This is a genomic window from Entomomonas moraniae (assembly GCF_003991975.1).
GTDB lineage: Bacteria > Pseudomonadota > Gammaproteobacteria > Pseudomonadales > Pseudomonadaceae > Entomomonas > Entomomonas moraniae.
The window spans coordinates 959,215-981,426 of record NZ_CP029822.1 but is presented as its reverse complement, the minus strand read 5'-3'; the positions used below and the strand labels follow the sequence as shown (position 1 = coordinate 981,426).

At 35.6% G+C, this 22,212-nt stretch carries 23 protein-coding genes; 18 read left to right on the top strand and 5 right to left on the bottom strand.

The genetic code is table 11. The annotated features are described in order from the left end of the window. Positions 1 to 18 precede the first annotated feature (18 nt). The 6 genes from mdcC (at position 19) to mdcH (ending at position 4,586) form a co-directional block, all read left to right on the top strand. Complete coding sequence (gene mdcC / locus DM558_RS04645; RefSeq protein WP_127162262.1) at positions 19 to 321, top strand: malonate decarboxylase acyl carrier protein; 303 nt, start codon at positions 19 to 21, stop codon at positions 319 to 321. Beyond that, a complete protein-coding gene (locus DM558_RS04640; protein ID WP_127162261.1) occupies positions 311 to 1,150 on the top strand; it encodes a biotin-independent malonate decarboxylase subunit beta in 840 nt (279 codons plus the stop codon). The genes mdcC and DM558_RS04640 overlap by 11 nt, the downstream gene beginning before the upstream one ends. Continuing rightward, on the top strand, positions 1,147 to 1,953 hold the full coding sequence (mdcE, locus tag DM558_RS04635; RefSeq protein ID WP_127162260.1) for a biotin-independent malonate decarboxylase subunit gamma: 807 nt from the start codon (positions 1,147 to 1,149) through the stop codon (positions 1,951 to 1,953). Before DM558_RS04640 ends, mdcE begins: the two co-directional genes overlap by 4 nt. Before the next feature lie 118 nt (positions 1,954 to 2,071). After that, a complete protein-coding gene (locus DM558_RS04630; protein WP_127162259.1) occupies positions 2,072 to 3,031 on the top strand; it encodes an AEC family transporter in 960 nt (319 codons plus the stop codon). A 9-nt stretch (positions 3,032 to 3,040) separates the two neighbouring features. Next, positions 3,041 to 3,643, top strand: coding sequence for a malonate decarboxylase holo-ACP synthase (locus DM558_RS04625; RefSeq protein ID WP_127162258.1), 603 nt, complete (start codon positions 3,041 to 3,043; stop codon positions 3,641 to 3,643). Between the two features lie 10 nt (positions 3,644 to 3,653). Then, positions 3,654 to 4,586, top strand: a complete 933-nt coding sequence (gene mdcH, locus DM558_RS04620) for a malonate decarboxylase subunit epsilon (protein WP_127164814.1) — start codon at positions 3,654 to 3,656, stop codon at positions 4,584 to 4,586. Here the strand turns inward: mdcH and DM558_RS04615 are convergent. The 5 genes from DM558_RS04615 to DM558_RS04595 form a co-directional block, all read right to left on the bottom strand. Next, positions 4,561 to 5,502, bottom strand: coding sequence for a LysR family transcriptional regulator (locus tag DM558_RS04615; RefSeq protein ID WP_127162257.1), 942 nt, complete (start codon positions 5,500 to 5,502; stop codon positions 4,561 to 4,563). The two genes, mdcH and DM558_RS04615, sit on opposite strands and share 26 nt — an antisense overlap. A 494-nt stretch (positions 5,503 to 5,996) precedes the next feature. Then, entirely contained in the window at positions 5,997 to 7,097 is a 1,101-nt protein-coding gene (locus DM558_RS04610) for an ABC transporter permease (RefSeq protein WP_127162256.1), read from the bottom strand. Positions 7,098 to 7,107: 10 nt separating this feature from the next. After that, positions 7,108 to 8,250 (bottom strand): ABC transporter permease, encoded by a 1,143-nt coding sequence (locus DM558_RS04605; protein ID WP_127162255.1) that lies wholly within the window; start codon positions 8,248 to 8,250, stop codon positions 7,108 to 7,110. After that, on the bottom strand, positions 8,234 to 10,003 hold the full coding sequence (locus DM558_RS04600; protein ID WP_127162254.1) for an ATP-binding cassette domain-containing protein: 1,770 nt from the start codon (positions 10,001 to 10,003) through the stop codon (positions 8,234 to 8,236). Before DM558_RS04600 ends, DM558_RS04605 begins: the two co-directional genes overlap by 17 nt. Before the next feature lie 2 nt (positions 10,004 to 10,005). Further along, complete coding sequence (locus tag DM558_RS04595) at positions 10,006 to 11,013, bottom strand: efflux RND transporter periplasmic adaptor subunit (RefSeq protein ID WP_127162253.1); 1,008 nt, start codon at positions 11,011 to 11,013, stop codon at positions 10,006 to 10,008. Between the two features lie 214 nt (positions 11,014 to 11,227). Here DM558_RS04595 and DM558_RS04590 point away from each other — a divergent pair, with 214 nt between their 5' ends. The 12 genes from DM558_RS04590 (at position 11,228) to DM558_RS04535 (ending at position 22,209) form a co-directional block, all read left to right on the top strand. Beyond that, positions 11,228 to 11,470: an acyl carrier protein gene (locus DM558_RS04590; RefSeq protein ID WP_127162252.1), complete on the top strand. Its 243-nt coding sequence runs from the start codon at positions 11,228 to 11,230 to the stop codon at positions 11,468 to 11,470. A 9-nt stretch (positions 11,471 to 11,479) separates the two neighbouring features. Then, complete coding sequence (locus DM558_RS04585; protein WP_127162251.1) at positions 11,480 to 12,751, top strand: beta-ketoacyl-[acyl-carrier-protein] synthase family protein; 1,272 nt, start codon at positions 11,480 to 11,482, stop codon at positions 12,749 to 12,751. Continuing rightward, complete coding sequence (locus DM558_RS04580) at positions 12,748 to 13,503, top strand: MaoC/PaaZ C-terminal domain-containing protein (protein WP_127162250.1); 756 nt, start codon at positions 12,748 to 12,750, stop codon at positions 13,501 to 13,503. Before DM558_RS04585 ends, DM558_RS04580 begins: the two co-directional genes overlap by 4 nt. A 24-nt stretch (positions 13,504 to 13,527) precedes the next feature. After that, positions 13,528 to 14,265 (top strand): SDR family oxidoreductase, encoded by a 738-nt coding sequence (locus tag DM558_RS04575; protein ID WP_127162249.1) that lies wholly within the window; start codon positions 13,528 to 13,530, stop codon positions 14,263 to 14,265. A 27-nt stretch (positions 14,266 to 14,292) separates the two neighbouring features. Next, the gene (locus tag DM558_RS04570) at positions 14,293 to 15,222 is read left to right on the top strand and encodes a metal-dependent hydrolase (protein ID WP_127162248.1); all 930 of its coding nucleotides are present in this window, start codon (positions 14,293 to 14,295) and stop codon (positions 15,220 to 15,222) included. A 31-nt stretch (positions 15,223 to 15,253) separates the two neighbouring features. After that, on the top strand, positions 15,254 to 16,909 hold the full coding sequence (locus DM558_RS04565; RefSeq protein WP_127162247.1) for a class I SAM-dependent methyltransferase family protein: 1,656 nt from the start codon (positions 15,254 to 15,256) through the stop codon (positions 16,907 to 16,909). 545 nt (positions 16,910 to 17,454) lie between these two features. Beyond that, a complete protein-coding gene (locus DM558_RS04560) occupies positions 17,455 to 17,955 on the top strand; it encodes a DUF2478 domain-containing protein (RefSeq protein ID WP_164731247.1) in 501 nt (166 codons plus the stop codon). 99 nt (positions 17,956 to 18,054) lie between these two features. Further along, positions 18,055 to 18,423, top strand: coding sequence for a winged helix-turn-helix domain-containing protein (locus tag DM558_RS04555; RefSeq protein WP_164731246.1), 369 nt, complete (start codon positions 18,055 to 18,057; stop codon positions 18,421 to 18,423). A 102-nt stretch (positions 18,424 to 18,525) separates the two neighbouring features. After that, positions 18,526 to 19,581, top strand: a complete 1,056-nt coding sequence (locus DM558_RS04550) for an iron ABC transporter substrate-binding protein (protein WP_228411813.1) — start codon at positions 18,526 to 18,528, stop codon at positions 19,579 to 19,581. A 2-nt stretch (positions 19,582 to 19,583) separates the two neighbouring features. Beyond that, positions 19,584 to 20,597 (top strand): FecCD family ABC transporter permease, encoded by a 1,014-nt coding sequence (locus tag DM558_RS04545; RefSeq protein ID WP_127162245.1) that lies wholly within the window; start codon positions 19,584 to 19,586, stop codon positions 20,595 to 20,597. Further along, the gene (locus DM558_RS04540; protein ID WP_127162244.1) at positions 20,594 to 21,355 is read left to right on the top strand and encodes an ABC transporter ATP-binding protein; all 762 of its coding nucleotides are present in this window, start codon (positions 20,594 to 20,596) and stop codon (positions 21,353 to 21,355) included. Before DM558_RS04545 ends, DM558_RS04540 begins: the two co-directional genes overlap by 4 nt. Before the next feature lie 32 nt (positions 21,356 to 21,387). Continuing rightward, positions 21,388 to 22,209: a class I SAM-dependent methyltransferase gene (locus DM558_RS04535; protein ID WP_127162243.1), complete on the top strand. Its 822-nt coding sequence runs from the start codon at positions 21,388 to 21,390 to the stop codon at positions 22,207 to 22,209. The last annotated feature ends 3 nt before the right edge of the window (positions 22,210 to 22,212 follow it).

The following is a 22,212-nucleotide window of genomic DNA, read 5'->3' as shown; positions in this document are numbered from 1 at the left end:
GTTATTAAAGAGGGTGTTATGGAACGAATTGAATTAAGTTACCCTGCAACTGAGAAACTATCTCATAAAGCATTAGCAGGCGTTGTTGGGTCGGGTGATCTTGAGGCAATGTTTATACCTCATAAAGAAAAAACCTTAGCAGTCATTATTAAAACTTCAGTAGATGGCAGTAAAACGCGTTGGGAAAATCTTTTTAAACGCTTTGCTTTATTGCATTCTCTACCTATGGGTAAGTTAGAAATTAATGACTTTGCATCCACTCCAGGTGTTGCAAAATTAAGAATTGAACAAGTTTTTGAGGAGGCTAATCATGAAAAATAATGATATTAGCTTTATTGAGTTAAGTGCTCGTGAACGTGCTCGTCGTTTATTAGATGAGGGTAGCTTTCGCGAATTATTAGATCCTTTTGAGCAAATTACATCCCCTTGGTTAGAACAACAAGGTATTGTTCCTGAATTTGATGATGGCATGGTGGTAGCTAAAGGGACTATTGATGGAAAGCCCGCCGTCATCATGGCGATAGAAGGTGTTTTCCAGGGCGGAAGTATGGGTGAAGTTTCTGGCGCTAAGATGGCTGCTGCTCTAGAGCTTGCTGCAGAAGATAATCGTAAAGGTATAGCGACTCAAGCGGTACTGTTGTTCGAAACAGGTGGCGTACGCTTGCAAGAAGCAAACTTAGGATTGGCTGCCATTGCTGATATTCATTCAGCTATCGCTGATTTAAGACGCTATGTTCCTGTGGTAGGTATTACTGCAGGTACGGTAGGGTGCTTCGGTGGTATGTCTATTGCTGCGGGTCTTTGTAGTTATTTAATTGTTACTCGTGAAGCAAGATTAGGACTAAATGGCCCTCAGGTGATTGAGCAAGAAGCAGGTATTGAAGAATATAACTCACGTAATCGTCCTTTTATTTGGAGTATGACAGGTGGGGAAGTTCGTTACAAAAATGGCTTTGCTGATGCCTATGTTGATGATTCTGTTGAGAAGGTCAAAAAATCAATGGTTGGCTGCTTAAACAAAGGTTTACCCAAGAAGTTACGCTCAGCATGTTATGACTATTACTTAGCTAAATTAAATTCGGTAGATACAAGTAAGCAAGTAGATGCTGCTACTGTTGAAAGTATTTTAGGACAAGGAGATCGCAAATGAGTAACGCTATTTTAAGTCGTGGTGATTTCTGGTTTACGCTATTAACAACAGGCGCAAAATTAAGGCAAGGGCAATGTAACTCTATTAAAGTGGCAGATGGTGAAATTAGTGGTAAACCAGCTCGCTTTATTGCCGTAGTTCCAGATGCTAATAATAAATATCCTCGCGCTAGTAAGGGGGAAGTAGGTTTATTAGAAGGTTGGACTTTAGCCCAGGTAGTGCATGAAGTTATTGAGGCAGATAAAAATAAATCTGATAAAAGGGCTATTGTTGCAGTCATTGATGTGCCCAGCCAAGCGTATGGTAGACGTGAGGAGGCTTTTGGTATTCATCAATCTTTAGCAGGAGCAGCAGGCGCTTATGCCGAGGCACGTCTTGCTGGGCATCCAGTAATTGGGTTAATTGTTGGAAAAGCTATGTCAGGTGCTTTTCTTGCTCATGGTTATCAAGCAAATCGTTTAATTGCTTTCAACGACAAAGGAGTTCTTATTCATGCAATGGGTAAGGCCTCAGCAGCAAGAATTACCTTACGTTCCGTTGAGTCATTAGAAAAGTTAGCCTCTAGCATTCCTCCTATGGCTTATGATATTGAAAATTATAGTAAATTAGGTTTGTTGTATAAACTCCTAGATATTGCCAATGTGGAAGAGCCATCAGCTGATGAGATCGCTCTTGTTAAAAGTACCATCACTGAGGCAATCAGTGATGCACTTAAACAAGGTGTTGATTTAAGTAACCGCTTAAAAGCGAAGGATCGTCATTATTCTGCACTTGTTCGTGAGAAGATGCGCGCTCAGTGGTAGTTAAGTTCAACGATGATAAAGGCTAGTTGACTATTAGCGTATTATTTATAGTCGAGTAAAGGCTAGCCTTTATCATTCTTATAACATTTTTCACCCAGTGGATTAGATAGGTGATGTCATGGCATATGTAATTATTAAAGCGTTAGCTCCTATTTTTTTGATTATGCTCTTAGGTTTTTATGCCGGTAAGGCAAAAATGGTTGATAACAAAAATGTGGCACTATTAAATGTTTTTGTGATGGATTTTGCGTTACCTGCTGCGTTATTTAGCGCAACAGTACAAACACCTTGGCAAGGTATTGTACAACAATGGTATCTTGTAGTTGTTCTTGTATTATCTATGTGGATTACCTTTGCTGCTATTTATTTTATAAGCACAAAGTTATTTAACAAATCAGCACAGGATTCAGCCGTATTGACATTAACGGTTGCTTTACCTAATTATGCTGCATTAGGGTTACCTATTTTAGGTAGCGTAGTTGGTGAAAACTCTAGTACATCTTTGTCGGTAGCTATTTCTATTGCTTGCGGTTCAGTATTATTAACACCATTTTGTTTATTAATTTTAGAAAGAGAAAAAGCGCGTGCTTCTGGTACAGCACATGGCTCGTCTCTATCTATGTTACCTATTCTAATATGGCGCTCAGTGACCAAGCCTATTGTTTTTGGTCCATTATTTGGTGTGATCTTGTCGGCAATAGGTATCAAAATGCCAGAGATGGTGTTACTAGCTATTAAACCTCTAGGCTTGGCTGCCACAGCTGCCGCTTTATTCTTAACAGGTCTAATACTATCTGCACGTAAATTGAAGATGAATGCTGTCGTTACCCTCTCTTGTATTACAAAGTTAATCATTCAGCCAATCATCGCTTGGGGTATTGTTATTCTATTCGGATTGCATGGAAGTATTGCGATCACTTCGATTTTAATGATCGCACTAGCTGCTGGTTTTTTTGGCGTGGTCTTTGGCAACAGATTCGGTGTGCAATCTCCCGATGCCGAGGCTACACTATTACTCACTTCAATACTATGTATTGTAACATTACCTCTATTCATTACCTTAACTGCCGGTATCTAAGGAATTAATATGATTATCCATCCTCATGACCTAATTTGGATTGATGATAAAGCCTCTTTATTAACTGATGTTGAATTACCTGACTGGGTAATTCAGCACTGGCAAGTCAGCCTTCCGGTTGTGGTAAGGCGCGATAAATTAGAGGCAGAGTTTATTCCTGTAGGGATTAGAGGATGTAATCGCTCTCAACGATTGGCAGCTAAAATAAAGCAAAGTCACATTGTAAGCGTTGTAACACCTGAGTCTTTGGTGGCTAATATGCAAGTTGATGATATACACGCACCTATTAAGCAATCATTATATTTACTAAAACAATACCCTTTTTCTTGGACATGGGGGATTACGGGAAGTTGTGGTTATCAATTAGCAACAGGGGTTAACGTATTAACTAACCAAAGCGATTTAGATTTGTTAATACGCTGTCCTACACCGGCAGTTATGGATCAACTAGTTGATTTAGCCTGTTTTATAAAGGGGTTGCCTTGCCGGATTGACGTACAAGTTGAAACACCCTATGGTGGCTTTGCTTTAAGTGAGTGGATACGAGATAAAAAAGTTCTATTAAAAACAGCAACTGGACCCGTTATAACAAATAATCCTTGGCTATTATAGGTAGGTGATGATGAAAATATTATTTACTTTTCCGGGGCAGGGGGCGCAAACACCCCATATGCTTCACCAATTACCTGACAATGAAATAACTAAAAAAATATTAGCTACTTCAAGTGAAACATTAAATGAAGATATATTTAAGTTAGATACAAAAGAGGCCTTACAAAAAACCCGTGCTGTGCAACTTTGCATTCTCATAACGGGTATTGTGTATGCTAATTTGCTGCAAGACCAAGGGGTCAGTCCAGATTTTACCAGCGGCTTGTCTATTGGTGCTTTTCCTGCTGCTGTATTTGCAGGAGCATTAGAGTTTACTGATGCACTTAACTTAGTTTCTTTACGGGGTGAGTTGATGGAGAAAGCTTATCCTCAAGGCTATGGATTAACTTCTATCCAAGGCCTACTTCAAAAAAAAGTAGAGTCTTTAGTAGCAAGTGTTAACTGTTCACAATTTCCTGTTTATGTTGCTAACTATAACGATGAGGACCAATTTGTTATTGCCGGTAGTGAATCTGCTATGCTAAAAGTTGCTGAGTTAGCTAGAAAAAATGGGGCAAGAAAAACCACAAAACTAGCAGTAAGTGTTCCATCCCATTGTGAACTGTTATCAGAGGCAGCAAAGCAGTTAGCAGAAGCAATGGAAAAGGTTGTACTTAAAAACCCTCGTATTCACTATTTAAGTGGTAGCACAGCAAGGGCCATTAATCAGCCAAATAAAATAGCAGATGATTTAGCTTACAATATGTCACACCCAGTATATTGGCACGATGCTATGGTTGCAGCTTATGAGAGAGGAGCGAGACTAGCTATTGAAATACCCCCTGGGGCTGTTCTTACAGGACTTACAAAAAAAGTAATGGAGCAGGGGGATGCGGTATCTACCTGCCAGAATGGTTTACACAATGTTGTTATGCTTGCTAAAGAGTTGAGTCAGGAGCAATAGGTTCATGCACTGATAGGGAATATACTCGACTACTAGCAACGAGTGCGCGCATATAGTGGGTATGTTCTCTAGCTTTTAAAAATACTAAACCAATTTGTTGGCTAACCGAATAAGGTGCATCAAAAGGAATCATCTTAATAGTATTGGTATAAGCTGATTTTATTCGACCCGGTAACAAACTAAAACCAACGCCTGCACTTACTAAATTAATAAGTGAAAAAATATCATTAACATAGAGGCTAATATCAGGCTCAAAATTTGTATTTGCAAATACTTTATTAAAACTATGATAAGTTGCAAAACCTTCGCCTAAAGCTATAAACTTTTGATCCCTAAATTCTTGTAAATCTGCTTTTTTTCTAGACAGCAACGGAGAACTAATATGTCCTGCCATAAAGAGTTTATCTTTAAATAATGGCAACGTTTCAAATATATTTTTATCTATCACGCTTTCTGAGATAGAAATTAATATAGCGTCTAACTGCCCATTTTTCAATTTATCTAAAAGTTCCTGATTGGAACCCATAATAAGATCAACCGCAATATCCGGCTTGCGTAATTTAAAGTCCATCAATATTTTAGGCACTGTCTCAAGTGTTAGCGAGTACATACTGCCAACTCTTAGTTTTTCTTTATTGAAACCAGCGGTTTGTTGGGTTGCCTCAATAGCTTGCTCGGTAAGCCTAAGAATTTCTTTAACATACTCTGCAAAGGTGTGTGCTGCTGGTAATGGTTGTAAAAGCCGGCCATTATGAACAAATAAAGGACAAGAAATATCATCTTCTAAGGTATGGAGTGCTCTATGAACGCTTACATTGCTTAAATTTAGTTCTTCAGCAACTAAGCCTATATTACCTTTTTGCATAAAAGAGAGAAAAATTTCAAATTTTTTCAGCGTAATATGACTATCTATCATAAAAACTCTCTTAAACCACTACAGGAACAACAATTATTGCTTATATAGTAAATAATACCAAATTATAATAATTATTTTTTGGGAATTAGAAACCTGGGTCAACAGTTATTAAAAAAGATCTTTTAGATAAGCGGTAAGAATTTAGTGAGTCAGAGTTTCCTCAATAAACTAGCGATGGTTATGTGTGGAGGAAAAGGAGTAGCGTCAATATGGGGGTACACACTTTGCTATATCAATTTTATTGGCGTAAAATCAAGTCCTTAAGAATAAATTTAGGTACTCTTCAGTATACTGGGAAGAAATAAGGATTATTTAAAAATTATATGGTTGTATAATTTAGCACAGCTTTATACATTATGAGTTAGGTGGCGAGACTCGACCCAAACTTTACATATAGTCTGCTGTAATTATAAACTATTATTTACGCTATTAAACGAGTAATACTAAATTTAAAATATAAATAAACAATAATTTATATCATGGATCGGTTATTGCTAGTTGAGTTTTTTTCTAAATAAAACAGTGGCTATTGGAAGTGTAATAAAAGCTATTACAATTTGTGGGTATAAATCATAACTTATTTCTGACAAGCTAGTATTTTCTAAATAAACGCGTCTTACAAAATCTATGCTGTAACGTAATGGATTAAGCAATGTGAGTTGTTGTAATAAATTTGGCATATTAGCAATGGGGGTAGCTAAACCAGAAAGAAGAATAGCAGGCATCACAAAGATAAAAGTATACAATGCGGATTGTTGCATATTATTGGACAGAGCCGAAATAGATAGACCAATACCGACACAAGCAATAGTAGATAATAATAATCCAGAATACAGTAGCCAATAAGATCCTATCATCGGAATGCGAAACCAGTAAACAACCATTAGATTAACTATACCTGCTTGTAATAATCCTATTAATATAGGAGGAATAGCCTTGCCTAGCATCAGTTGTATTGGAGTTAATGGTGTAACAAGCAGTTGATCAAAGGTACCTTGTTCCCTTTCTTTAGAAATAGAAAGGGCTGTAAAAATAATTGTTTGTAAAAAGCTTAGTGTTGCAATCATGGCTGGCATAATATGCCAGCGTGATTCTAAGTTTGGATTGTACCATGCTCGTACTTCTATATTAATTGGGGGGCGATTAGTAAGTGTCTGGTTATAGCTTGTAATAATTTGGCTAATATAGCTAGCTGCAATGCCTGCTGTATTAGAATTACGAGCATCTAGTATTATTTGAATGGGTGCTTCTTTTCCACTTTGTATTTGTTTTTCAAAACGTTGATCTATATGAACTACGAGTAAAACTTTTTGATTGTCTATAAGTGGTTTTATTTGATTCGTATTGGTTAGTGAAGCTATTCGTTGAAATAAATGATTTCCTTCAATTCGTGCAATCAAATTAGCGGCATTTTGGCTATGGCTTTCATCCATTACGGCATAGGGAATAGAGTTAAGATCATAAGTTGCAGCATAACCAAATAAGAGAGTTTGTATAACGATAGGAATAATTAGGATGGCTCTCGTAATGCGATCTTTTATAATTGCAATAAATTCTTTATGAGCCAGATTGGTAACGCCAGATATAAAAAACATAAAACTTCTCCTAATCTAGTCGCTTACGTGTAACCATTAAGGTAATACTTAATAGAAGAATGATGTATCCTATAAGAATAAGGCTATTTTTTATAATCATTGACCATACGTTCCCAGCAAGGAAAAGTGTCCTTATCAATTCCATAAAATAAGTAGATGGTAGTAATTGACCAGTAAATTGAATTATGGCTGGGGTGCTACGTAAATCAAAAATAAACCCTGATAGCATCATTGCAGGTAAAAAGCTAACTAATAAAGCAATTTGGCTGGCTGCAAATTGTGATTTAGTGATGGATGAAATAAGGAGTCCTATGGCTAATGCAACGATGAGGTATAGGCTGGAGCTAAAAATAATAATGAGAAGTGATCCTCTTATAGGAACCATGAAAAGCCATCGTGCTGCAATTAGGCACAAGAACATGCCAACTATACTGATAACAAAGTATGGAATAATTTTGGCAATAATAATTTCTATTGGGTGAACGGGTGTAATAAATAGAGATTCGAGCGTGCCTCTTTCCCATTCTTTTGCCATTATCATAGCCGTTAGCATACTGCCTACTAAGGTAATAATCAAAACAATTACACCTGGTACTAAAAACCATGTGCTGCTATTAGCTTCATTGAACCATAATCTTTGGATAACAGTAACATTACCTTGCAGGGCTATATTTTCTTTATTTCCCAATCTGTCAGTATTATATTCTTGCCAATTATTAAAAGCATTGCTGACATAGCTTTGTATTATTCGTGCTTTATTCGCATCAGTTCCATTTATAATGAATAGAATACTAGCCTCTTGTTGGTTAAGTTTCTTAGAGAAGTCATTTTGAAAATAAAGGACGCCATCCACATGATCTTCTTTAAGGAGTTGTTTGGCTTCTTGTAAAGAGTTAGTCTTGAATGTTTTGAAATAAGGAGATAGCTTTAGTCTAGCAACTATGTTTAGTATATCTGCCGTAGTATTTTCTGATACTATAGCTATTCTTGAGTTTCTGACATCTAGAGATAGACCATAACCAAAAATAAAAATCAGCATAATAGGGAGTGCTATCCCTAATAGCAAACTGCTATTGTCACGTGCAAGTTGTAAAAATTCTTTTTTTATTAAAGCACGTAGTCTAACTCCGCTGTGATTAAATTGATTGTTCATTTAGTATGCTCTGTTGATGGCGCTGCCGTTTAATAATGTTGATAAAGGCTTGTTCCATTGATAACTTTTCCTTTGCATTGGGATTAGCTTCATATCTAACTTGATTGGGTGTCCCCAATGCCAATAGTTTTCCTGCATCTTGAATAAGTATACGATCACAATATTCCGCTTCTTCCATAAAGTGTGTTGTAATAATAATTGTAATTCCTGTTGAGGCCAATGCAATGATTTTTCTCCAAAACTCTCGACGGGTGATAGGGTCGCTGCCACTGGTGGGCTCATCTAGAAACAAAATATCGGGTTCATGTAGTAAACCGACTGCCATTGATAAACGGCGTTGATAGCCTCCTACCAACTGTTTTGTAGGAAGATAGAGATATTTAGTCAAGGAAAATTCATGGCAAACTAACTCAATGCGTTCTTTCAGTTTTTTATTTGTTAAACCATAAGTTTTACCAAAAAATGTTAAGTTCTCTTTAACTGTCAAGTTTTCATAGAGAGAGAATTTTTGTGCAACATAACCAATACGCTTACGAACTTGTGCTGGTGCATTACGTAAATTAACACCAATAACTTCTAGTTCTCCAGATGTGGCAGGGATTAAACCGCAGAGCATACGAAATGTTGTTGTTTTCCCGGCACCATTAGGACCAAGTAAACCAAAAATTTCACCTTGTTGTATTGAGAAACTGATGTCATCAACTGCTGTAAAATTACCGAATTTTCGTATCAGGTGGTTTACTTTAATAACTTCTTTGTTAAATGGATGATGAGGCTTTATTGGATTAGAGTTAGATAAGACATTGATAGTGTTTTGCTGTTGGCTTAATAAAACTAAGAATCCATCTTCTAGTGTTGGTGCTATTGGATAATATGTTCTATTAAGCAAGCAATATTGTAATTTTTGTATATATTCAGGTTTTTTTATAACAAGACGTATCTTGCCTTGCTCTGGTACTGCGTTAACAGTAATGCTTTGTTTATAAAGATCTGTTTGTAATTGTCTAATACTTTCGTTTTCTCTTGTTTCAAGATAAAAGGTTGTTCCTTTTGCATAATTAGCGATTGTTTGGGGGTTTGCTTGTGCAATCAAGGAACCTTCATGGAGAATGGCCACGTGATTACATCGTTCTGCCTCATCCATGTAAGTTGTACTTAAGAGGACAGTTAATTGATCATGTTCGATTAGTTGTTCAATAATTTGCCATAGCTCTAATCGTGATAATGGATCAACGCCTACAGAAGGCTCATCGAGTAATAGCAGTCTAGGCGAGCGCACTAGTGTACATGCCAACCCCAGCTTTTGTTTCATTCCTCCTGAAAGCTTCCCTGCAGCGCGGTCAGTAAAATTCAAAAGATTAGTCATCGTTAACAATAGCTTAAATCGTTGCTCTCTTATCTCAGGGGGAACATTATGTAAGTCAGCATATAGCTCTAGGTTTTCACCTACAGTTAAATCTTCATACAAACCAAAGCGTTGTGGCATATAAGCTATGCGACTTTGTATCATGGAAGTATGTTTATTAACATCTAAACCGATTACTTTGATATCTCCTTGGTCAGAGTGTAACAAACCACAAATAATTCTTAATAATGTAGTTTTTCCTGCTCCATCAGCTCCAACAAGTGCTGTTATACACCCTTCAGGAATTTGTAGTGAAACATTATTAAGCGCCTGTATTTTCGTGTTTTTTTTAGAAGAGAAGCATTTGTTTAATGCAGTGATCTCTATAGAATACCTTTCATTGGTCATTCTTAATCTCTTAATTTAACAGTGATGGGCATACCTAATTTAAGTTGGTTAGTGGGATCTTTTACATAAATACGTATTTCATAAACTAATGCTGTTCTTAATTCTTCAGTTTGTATGTATTTAGGTGTAAACTCAGCATTAGAAGAGATAAAGCCAACTTGTCCTTCAATCGGTGTATCAGGAAAACTGTCTGAAATTATATTAGCATGCATACCTTGTTTGATTTTTCCTAAATCTGCCTCAGGTACATAGGCACGGACCCATTTAGGACTTATAAGAGCAAGGGTATAAACAGGTTTTTGTGAGGAGGCCATATCTCCCACTTCTAAAATGCGAGCTCTAACAAACGCATCAGCAGGCGCAATAAGATAACTTTCTTCAAGTTGACGATTCAGTATAGCTAAATCTGCCATACTACTTTTTAATATTGCTTGTGCTTGGTTTATATCCTCTATTCTTGGTCCTATTTCAGCTAATTCTAGAGCTAATTTTTTATTATCTAGCGTAGCTAAAGAGGCATTATAGTCTGCTCTTGATTCATCTAAATTCTGCTTACTAATTCCTTGACCATTGGTCATTTTTACAATATTTGTGTATCTGTTATAAAGCTTCTTTTTATGTTCAACATCTGCTTTTGCAACATTAACCACGGCTTTTGCTTGTTCTATTTCCTGCGGGCGGCTACCATTTTTTAAACGCAATAATGCAGCTTCATTGGCTTTTATTTGTGCTTGAGCTTTTTTAATTTGTTGTCTAATGGTGCGAGTGTCTAGTTTACCTAAAAGTTGCCCTTTTATTACGCTATCTCCTTCTTCTACGAAGAGTTCTGTTATTCTTTCATTTGCATTAAAGGCTAAAGAAATTTGCCGTTGCTCTATATTACCATACAGTGTCAACCCTAACGGATTGAGGTTAGTTCTATTTGTATAATATAGATATATGGCTAAAAAAAGCATAATAGCCAAAAAAATAATGAATACACGTAATATTTTATTAGTCCCTATATACATATTAACCTGTCGAGAAGTTATTTGATTGTTATTAAGCAATTGAAAATATTAGGTCTTTAGGTGTTATAAAATTACGCATACTCTAAAAATAAACATCTTCTTTATAAATGATTACATATTTTTAAAGTTAGCTTTATTGCACTTTAGTTCAGTTGTTTTCTTTAGTGGTTATTTATAGTATTTCCCTACTCTAATTACAAGGAACAGTGACTACATGAAAACAAAAAAAATTGAGACTATTATTAAAGATCAAGTTGGTGAGTTAACCGATTTTGACGTTGATACCATCAATAAGGAAACTCTCATTAGTGATTTTGGTTTTGTAAGCTTAGACTTTTTATCTATTCAAGTCGCATTAAAGAGAGCTTTAGGGATCAATGTTGATTTAAATCAGTTGACAGAAGCTAATCTTACCACATTTGGAGAGTTGGTTGAGTTTTTAAGCAAAGATAAATAGGGATAAATAATGAACCAAAAAAAGGATTCTAATCGAGTTGTCGTCACAGGATATGGTGCCATATGTTCATTAGGTAATAATGTCTCTGATATATGGCAAGCTATATTAGCTAAAAAGATGGGATATGATATATGGAATAATCCTGGCAAAGATATAAAAACTAAAATTTTCGGAAATATCAAAGAAGAATTATCGTTGGCGCATTTCTCTAAACGGATTATTAAAAATACTCCTCGATTCGCTAAATTAGGGCTTATTGCTACTGATGAGGCAATGAGTATGGCCTTTGGTAAAGAGCAATTATTTAAGCCTTATTACGATGAAGATGATTGTGGGGTGATTTTTGGTACCGGTTGGGGCGGTTGTGATGACGTTAACTCTAATTACTATGCCTATGAGTATGATGATTCGAAAGAACCCTCCATTCAAAGTTGTTTTCACGCTATGCCAAATATTGGTACAGCAGCTATTACCGTTAATTGGCAACTTAAAGGTTATCAGAATACTCCAATAGCTGCTTGCGCTACCGGTAATATAGCAATTGGTGAGGCTTATGAGAAAATCAAAAATGGCAAAGCTAAGATGATGATCGCAGGTGGAGGAGAGAGTTCTATGTCTCCTTTGTCAATATGGTCAATAGATGTTTTAAGAGCTTTAACTAAAGAGCAAGAAGATTTAACTAAAGCCTGTTGTCCTTTTAGTTTAGATCGTAGTGGTTTTGTATTATCAGAGGGGGCTGCGGTAGTTTGTTTAGAAAACTTAGAAGATGCCAAGAAAAGAAATGCTAAGATATTAGGGGAAGTTATTGGTTATGCCAATTACAGTGATTCTTATTTTAATTTAACAGTTCCTGCCCCTGATTATCATAGTAGAACATTAACTATACAAAAAGCGCTAGAATATGCAAACATAAGTGCAAAGGATATTGATTATATCAATGCTCATGGCACATCGACACCAATGAATGATGCGAATGAAACGCAAATTCTAAAAAATGTTTTTGGTGAGTATGCATATAAGATTCCTGTCTCTAGTACAAAGTCTTATACAGGTCATTTAATTGCTGCGGCAGGCTCAATAGAAACAATTTTTTGCTTAAAAAGCATGAGTGAGAATTTAGTTCCAGCTACGATAAATCTCAATAACCCTGATCCTGTTTGTGATTTGAATTATGTACCCAATGAGCATTTATTTAATCAAGACTTAAAGTATACGCTTAATGTTAATTATGGATTTGGAGGTGCTAATAGTTGCCTTGTTCTTAAAAGGTATGAGCCATGATTAAACAATTTACACATAATGATATTAAACAGTGGGCTGATTTTTCAGGTGATCATAATAAAGTTCACTTTGATAAAGAAATTGCAGTTAAAAATGGTTTACAAGATATTATTGTACAAGGAATGTTGGTTCTCATGGAGGCTAAATTAAAATACGCGCCTCATATTAAAGCAAACTCTTGTGTTAACTTCTATCTCAAACAACCTGTTTATGTTAATGAGCAAATTCAATATCAGTTTAGTGAAAGGGATAATAAGTTTTCTTGCAAAATATCAGATGAAGAAAATGTGGTTGTTACATCTAAACTAAATCATGATAACCAGCCAATTTTTGACAAGCCTGCTAATAAAATAGATATAAGTGCTGATTTTTTTCACGAGCAAGTGGATCTGTTTAAGCAGGAGTATCCTTATGTAATATCCAACTGGGTGATGATGGACTCATTACTTTTTAGTGTTTGTTTTAAATATCAAAAAGGCGATCCATTTTATAAAAAAGCTCTAAAAATTACTAAAGAACCTGATAAAGGGAAAGTCGTAACCTATCAAGCAGATCAAAAAATCTATATTCCTGAGCGTCTATTATCAAACGAAAAGATTGATTTTTCTAAACTATCAATTTTTTTTGAAGATAAAGATGTTATTAAAGAAGATTACTCGGTTTATAGTCTACTAGATTATCAGGTGATGGAAGGTAGCCAGCTTTTATACCAATCTTCTATGGGGAGTATGACCAAAGCTCACATAGCTTAAACAAGTTTTTATAAGGATATTTTAATGAAAAGCAAAAAAATGGTACTTGTTACGGCGGGAAGTAGAGGTATTGGCGCTGCCATTGTTAGAGTGCTCTCAAAGCATTATAACATTGTTTTTACTTACCGCACTAACAAAGAGCAAGCAGAGTTACTAGCAAAGTCATTAACAAACAACAATACTTTTTGTGTTTGTTATCCTTGTGATGTCACAAAAACATCTGAAGTAAAGTCTTTCTGTGAGATGCTTTTAGATAAGCATGGTACTCCTTACGCATTGATTAATAATGCGGGGATTAGTGTTAATAACTTACAAATAAATATGACAATTGCTGAGTGGCAAACGGTCATAGAAACTAATTTAAATGCTACTTTTTATTTTAATCATTACTTATTAAATCCCATGATTATTGATGGAGATGGTTGCATCATTAATATTAGTTCGATTTCGGGGTTAAGAGGGAATATTGGGCAAACTAGTTATTCCGCTTCTAAAGCGGCACAAATTGGCATGACTAAAAGTTTAGCTAAAGAGGTAGCAATGTTTAATGTTCGTGTTAACAGTATTGCCCCAGGGCTTGTTGAAACTGAGATGACAGCAGAACTTCCAAAAAAAGTTTTAGATCAACTTATTAAATCTACTCCTTTACGAAAAATAGGACAACCTGACGATGTAGCTAAAATGGTTGAATATTTGCTGGGCGAAGGTGGTAATTTTATAACGGGGCAAACTATGGTTATCGATGGTGGTTTGTCTATTTAAATTCGTTTAGTCTACAAGGAAAAAAAAATGGAATTAAAATTAAGAACGGTACCAAAAGAAGTCTTTACGGTAATGAGTTTAAATGAAAATTTCAAACATCTTTGGGTGCCTGATAATGTGCTTTCATTGGTTGGACTAGGTACTTCTTATTTATTAGAGTTTTTTGAATTTTATGGTGAGAAAATTAGTGTTTATTATGATAAATTTATAAAAAATACAGAATATGATGATGAGCGGTTTCCTATTTTTATTTCTCAAGAAAAAAGGCATGCAGCTGCTCATAAAAACCTAAATGTTTTTATAGCAAAAAATTATTCTCAACCCTCTAGAGAAAAATACCACCCTCGTGTTTATGACTTTATGTATGTTGCTTATAAAGAATTTGTAGAGCCTATTGTTGCTGGTATTGAAAAGGATGAGCAGGCAGGTAAAACAATAGATAGTCTTTCTTTTAAAGAAGCACTAAAAACAGTCGCTATATTTGAAACACAAGTTTGTATGGCTAGTTTTTCATTTTATGAAAATGTATTGGCTAATGGTAAATTAGAATATATGTTGGACACTTCTGAAAACCTTGGAGTGCTTTATTTATTAGCCTATCATTATGCTGAAGAAATGGAACATTGTAGCGTATCAATTGAGGCCTATGAAACAATTTATAAAGAGCAACTTTGGTCAAAGGAGCAACTTAAGCAGTATGACAAAGAAGTTGATATATTGTTACATCGAATAACTGTAGCAACGCTTTATGTCGCTAGGATGCTCAATATTGATGTTACTGTAGAGCAGATACAGTCGAGGCTCCCTAATTATAGAGGGCTGGTTAGTGAAGGTTTTAATGCTAAAGAACCTAAAATAGTAGAAAAAATATCGAATTTTGTACAGTCTTGGGATAATGAATGGGAACCTATGTTATTAGCCAAAATAAAAGAAACTATTCGTCGTTCTGAGGCTTAAATTCTATTTAAATTAATATTGAAAAATACTTATGCGTACAAAATATCAAAAAAAATTTTCTAGCGTTGATGGTACCACATTACCTTATCAATACTGGCCAGTGGATTCATTAAATAAAAAATCTAACGTCGTTATTTTCTTACATCAAGGTAATGCTGAAGATATAAGTCTTACTGATTTGATAAAGACTATGAGTCTACCAGAGTACGCATTTTTCACTGTTGGTTTTAGAGATGGCTTTTTCTCAGAAAATAGAGATATGAAAGATATCTCTATTTTAGTACGTGATTTCTATGAGTTTATTTCACAAGTTAAAGATAACTATAGTATAGAAGAAAGTAATATTATTATTGTGGGTGAGTATATTAGTGCTTTGGTTCTCTCAATATGGTTACACGACTATGCTCCTCAAATAAAAGGGGCAATATTATTGGCTCCTACTTTTACACATACTAGTAAAATAAAACTTTATAAGCTAAGTTGTTTTTTTAAACAACGCCAAGAATATAACACTCGGCTCTTTCCTGCAAAAAATAGCACTTTAGACGGCAATGTCAAAGGTTGTGCTACTAGTTTTTTGGATACAGCCAAGCGTGTTATGTTAGATGCCTCTGCAATCTATACTCCTATTATTATGTTGATCGACCAACAGGATTCTTTACTAACAGAGAGGGAGCAAAAATACTTTTATAATAACGTAAGCAGCTATTATAAGAGAATTGATATAATAGATGATAACGAGATCATAGCTAATAAAATGAATCAGATAATCAAAGAAATAGCTTGTATAGAAGAGTCGTTACCTTCATTATTAAAGGCGGATCAGCAAGGTAAAACCAAAGAAGAATTCGATAAGTTAGCAGCACCAGAGACTCGCTTATTAAAAAGGGTATATTGGGCAATCAATCGTGCCGTTATACGCCACATTGGTGTGTTGTCAAATGGTATTAAACTAGGATTAAAACATGGTTTTGATTCAGGCGTTTCATTAGATTATGTTTATCAAAATACTCCCAGTGGTCGTAATGTTCTTGGAAAGCTATTAGATAAAATTTATCTTAATAATCGTAGTTGGAAAGGTGTTAGGCAACGAAAAAAAAATCTAGAAGAATTATTGTTGTTAGCTATCGACAAAGTTCAAAAAGATAAAAGGAATGTTAATATCTTAGATATAGCTGCAGGTACTGGTTGTTATCTGTTTGACTTTATAGCTAAAAATAGTGAAAAGATAAACCATGTATTGATGAGGGATTATATGAACATGAATGTTCTACAAGGTTTATCCGCTTTAAAAGAAAAACAGATTGTACAACAAGTTGATTTTGAATGGGGAGATGCCTTTAGTGAACAATCGTTAGCTACATTACCGAAAGATAGGACAATAGCCATTGCTTCTGGTTTTTATGAATTATTTAATGATAATCAAATGATTATTCGTTCCTTAAATGGGGTGGCAGAGGCATTAGAAGAGGGAGGATTCTTGATTTTTACAACAAAAATATGGAACCCGGATTTAGAATATATGGCACGTGTCATGTCTAGCCATAAAGACGGGCAAGCATGGTTACTGCGTCGCCGATACCAACTTGAAGTTGATCAGTTAATGGAAGCAGCAGGATTTAGTAAAGTGGCACAGCGTATTGACCAATGGGGGATATTCACTGTTACTCTGATGAAAAAACGTTGATAATAAAAAATAACTTAAATTTCATGCCATGTTTCAATAGATAGTTTGATAAAACTAGAAATGGGCTTTTAAATACCCCTAGTTTTTTTGATATTAGATTGCTATTTGAGAAAAAGCCGATACGTATAACGAGATCATAACTTTTAGCTACAATATTAACAGCACTATCCTCATAATAAGCTTCAATTTTAATTTTGGGGTAGTTAGATAAAAAAATCAGGAGGTAGTGAAGCAATCATTCGCTTTCAGAAAATAATGGGTAATAAAAGTCTTAATTTACCTTGAAGAGCGGCATTAAATTTCCAATATCAGGTGCTGTACTGTTCATCTCTTCTAAAGCCACACTATACCAGCCATAATAGGTCTTTCTATCAGCTTTCTTGTTTAATAATACATCCGTTCTACTTTTATCGTTTAGGTATTCAAAAAACTTAGTAATTATTTTATTTATTCATCAGTTAAATAACCGTGATCAAGATAATAATGATGTTAATATTATGATAATAGCAATTAACTTTGTTAATACTAAGGTGAGGTACCGGTTTATGAAGGCAGATAATATTAATTTAGCCACTATCATTCATACAGGAGAGGGTGAGTATGATGGCTTATTAAGAGATTTTGTTGAGGAGTTAAAAGCAGATGGCGTTAATGTTCAAGGGTTATTAACGAAGCATTATAAAAATCCAATGATTATTTATGATATTAGTTCTAATCAAGAGATTGTTATTTCTCAAGCATTAGGTAAAAATTCGACATCTTGTTGTTTAGATTTAGGTAAGTTGGCGGGGGCGGCTTTTGTTTTGCGTAAAGCATTAGAAGAAAAGCCAGATTTAGTGATTATTAATCGTTTTGGCACAGCAGAAGCCGAGGGTGGCGGTTTTATTGAAGAGTTGCAAGCGCTTATTGGTGAGGATATTCCTGTGTTAACGTTAACAGCAGATAAGTATTTAGGCGCATGGCAAACTTTTACTGGAGGACTGGCTGAAGAAGTAGCGCCAAACAAAGAAGCATTACATGCATGGTTTAATAAAGTTAGAGGCTGAAGTAAATTGGAAAATAAGTTTCTGAATAGCGGGATGCTGTATTAAGGTGCTTATAATGGTTTGCATATATTGCTAATAGTTTATTAAAAGGTGACATGCATGAACTCCTCACAAGAGAAACAAAATATTATTTTGATTCGCCCTCGCATTTATCTTGGTGATAATCTTTCTATAGGTCCTGGTAAAATAGAGCTTTTGAAACAAATTAATATAATGAAATCAATCTCTGGTGCTGCGCGTGCTTTAAGTATACCTTATAAAAAAGCATGGTCTTTAATTGATGTTCTTAATCAAGGGTTTGGAGGACAGGTTATAGAAACAAGTATTGGTGGCAAAGCAGGTGGTAGTGCAAGGTTAACTCCTTTGGGGCAGAAAATTATAGACTCTTATGAAGCATTAGAAAAAAAACTGAATAAGAGTGCTAAAAAAGAATTGGATGCTTTTTATTCTTTACTTAATATTTCTTGAATTGATTTAAATCAAAACAGTTAGGCGCTCTTTCTATAGTATTCGTTATGTCAAATTTGACATAACGAATACTATGCAATCGCGTTTTTAAGGGGGCCAATAATGAAGCAATGTCAATGGATTTTTAACGCTTTGGTTGGCGTATCCTTTAGTTTGTTATGTCAGCTAAGTATGGGGCAGGCAAATTACCCTCTAGTACGAGGTGCCTTTGGTGATTTGCCTCAGCCAAACAATATTCAGCGAGTAGTCAGCGCGGGTCCTGTATCAGATACTTTATTGGTTTCATTGGTTCCTAATAAATTACTTGGCTTCTCAACTCATGGCTTATCTACAGAAGTTAAGAAATATTTTCCTGCGACTGTTCAAAACCTTCCAAATACAGGGCGAGTTGCAGGAAGAGATTCTACTTTTCCTTTAGAAAAAATAGTGGCTTTAAAGCCAGATATTATTGTTGATGTAGGAGCAACAAGTGCGACGTATATTTCTACGGCTGAACGAATAAATAAATTAACAGGAATCCCTTATATTGTCGTAAGTGGATTATTAAATGAAACGCCTGAGCAGCTTAGAACTCTAGGTGATTTGTTAGGGGCTAGTGAGCGGGGTAAATTATTAGCTGATTATGCAGAAAAAATATTATCAACGGCTGAAAGGGCACACCGGAATCAAACCTCTAAAAATCAGGCACCTATAAAAGTTTATTTTGGCGGTGGGATCGATGGTTTACAAACAGGGTTAGCAGGTTCTATTCAAACGGAAGCCATTGATTTCGTTGGAGCTTACAATGTTGCTAGTGAGGCAGGAAAAGGTTTTAGCGCTAGGGTTTCAATGGAGCAACTAATGAAATGGAAGCCAGATGTTATTATTACGCAAGATGAAAATTTTTATCAACGTCTAATGAAAGACCCTGTTTGGCAAAGAATACCTGCTGTAAAAAATGGGAAAGTTTATCTTGCACCTAGTAAACCTTTTGGTTGGATTAGCCATCCGCCCAGTATTAATCGGCTGTTGGGTGTTATTTGGTTAACGCGAGTTCTTTATCCTGAGGCTATGAGCTATGAAGAGTACAGTCAAGGTATAAGAGGCTATTATGAGTTATTTTATGGTTACGAGCTAACAGCGCATGAGCTTGCTAATTTTAGTAAAGGACTAGAGTAAACATGGCTAGCCATAGAGATAGCCGGTTATTTAAGTTATTACTTCCACCAATCGTTTTATTATTACTCTGTGTTATTGCCTGCTGTGTAGGGCAATATGGCATTTCGTTAAGTGAATTAGCTCACTCAATAACTCAGTATTTTTTTTCGACAGCAGACAAAACAGATATCGATACAGTGCTGTGGGATATTCGAATCCCACGAATTGGTGCAGCAATTTTGGTAGGGGCCGCATTATCCATGGCGGGTGCAACTTATCAAGGTATGTTCCGAAACCCGTTGGTTTCTCCTGATGTATTAGGTGTTACAGCAGGGGCTGGGCTTGGTGCAGTAATGGCCATTTATTTCGATCTATCTTTTTTTCTGGTTCAAGTGATGGCATTTGGTTTTGCATTATTAGTCGTTTTTATTGTTTATTTAGTGGCAAAATTAGCACGTCATCATGATCCTATTCTATCGCTAGTTCTCTCCGGTGTTGCCATAGGAGCATTGTTTGGTTCAGCCATTGCATTGGTCAAAATATTAGCTGATCCTTATGGACAATTAGCAACGATGGTATTTTGGATGCTAGGTGCTCTTAATATGGTGAATCGAGAAGACTTATTAATGAGCACTCCGATTATTTTGTTGTGTATGGTTCCTCTTATTTTATTGCGTTGGCGGATGAATATATTGAGTCTTGATGATAAAGAGGCCCTATCTTTGGGTGTTAATGTTAATCGAACGCGCATTGTTTTTATTTTATCTGCTACCTTGATGACGGCTACGGCTGTTTCTATTACGGGAGTAATCGGTTGGATAGGACTTGTGGTTCCTCACATGGCTAGACTATGGATTGGCCCTGATTTTAGAAAACTACTCCCCATGAGTTTGTTTATTGGTGCAGTTTTTTTAGTCTTAACTGATACGATTGCTAGAACCTGTTTCCCCATTGAATTACCGCTAGGCATTATTACCGCATTTGTTGGTGTTCCTTTCTTTTTAAGTTTATTAATAAGAGGAGGGGTTAGAAAATGAGTTTAATCTCTCTAAAAAAATTAACGATAGGGTATGCCAATAAAATAATAGGCGCCGACATTGATCTTGAGTTTGAAGAACAACAAATTACTTGCTTATTAGGCGCCAATGGTTGCGGTAAAACCACATTGCTAAAAACTATATTATCTATTTTAGATTGTATAGAGGGTGAAATAATCATTAATAACAAACCTCACCATCAATGGACCCGAAGAGAACTTGCCCAGTTTATTGGCTATGTTCCACAAGCTCACAATAGTATTTTTCCTTTTACGGTAGAAGAAGTTGTCTTGATGGGAAGAACGGCTTATTTAAATTGGTACAGTAGTCCTCAACACAATGACAAGAAAATAGCCGGTGAATGTCTTGCCACTCTAGGGGTAGAACATCTTAAATATCAAAATTATCAATTGCTCAGTGGTGGAGAGCGTCAACTAGTGTTGATTGCAAGGGCACTAGCACAACAACCTAGGTTTTTGATAATGGATGAGCCTACCTCTAGTTTAGATTTTGGTAATCAAATAAAAGTGTTAGAACATGTTCTTAAATTAAAAAAAGAAGGCATGTCGATATTATTAACAACGCATCAACCCTCACACGCGAAGCGTGTTGCCGATAAGATTGTTTTACTTCATAACGGAAAAGTTATGGCTAATGCAGAACCGATGCAGGCGCTATCCATTAGTAATCTTGCCAAACTATATAGTTTGGATCAAGAAACTATTGAGCACAATTTGAGGTTTTTAATGGCGGACTAAGCTTAGCCATAGTTTGATAAAAGGTAACTAGTATGGAAAAAAGTAGTACTCAAACAATTAATGATATTGATTTTGGTGCTTTATATCGAAACCATTTTCAACGTGCTGAGCGTAAACCAAAAACGGCTATTGATTGGGACGAAAAGTCAGTAAATAGTTCAGGTAATTTTGCTGAAGTTGATACGCCTTATGTCAAAGAGTTTGTTTCAAGAATGGATATAAGTGAAGCTGAAACTTTGTTAGACATAGGTTGTGGGGGGGGAGTCATAAGTTTGGCTATAGCTGCAAAGTTTAAAAAGTTATATGCGCTGGATTTTAGTGCTGGCATGCTGGCACTTTTAGCTAAAAATATAAAAGCCATGCAAGTCAATAACATTACGCCTATGCAATTAGCTTGGGAAGATAATTGGGATAGTGTTCCCGTGTGTGATATCTGTGTTGCTTCACGTTCAACAATGGTGGATGATCTTGAAATGGCACTCAATAAGATCAATGAAAAAACTAAAAAAAGAGCCTATTTAACGATGACGGTTGGACAAGATTTTATTGCCAACGAAATTTTAGAGTGCATTGGTCGCAAAAGTAGAGGTTTCCCTAACTATATTTATGCAGTCAATATTTTAGCCCAACAAGGTTATAACGTTAAAGTTGACTTTATAGAAGCAGAGCATAGCCCACATAAAAATAAAACGCCAGATTTAGAAGGGTTTATCCGGATGGTGCAGTGGTCGGTTGGCTATTTGTCAGACCAAGAAATAGAGTGTCTTATACATTTCTATATTAACAATGTTAAGAGTAAAGCTAATCTGTTTAAAACAAATAAGATGTGGGCTTTTTTATCATGGAATAAATAGTAT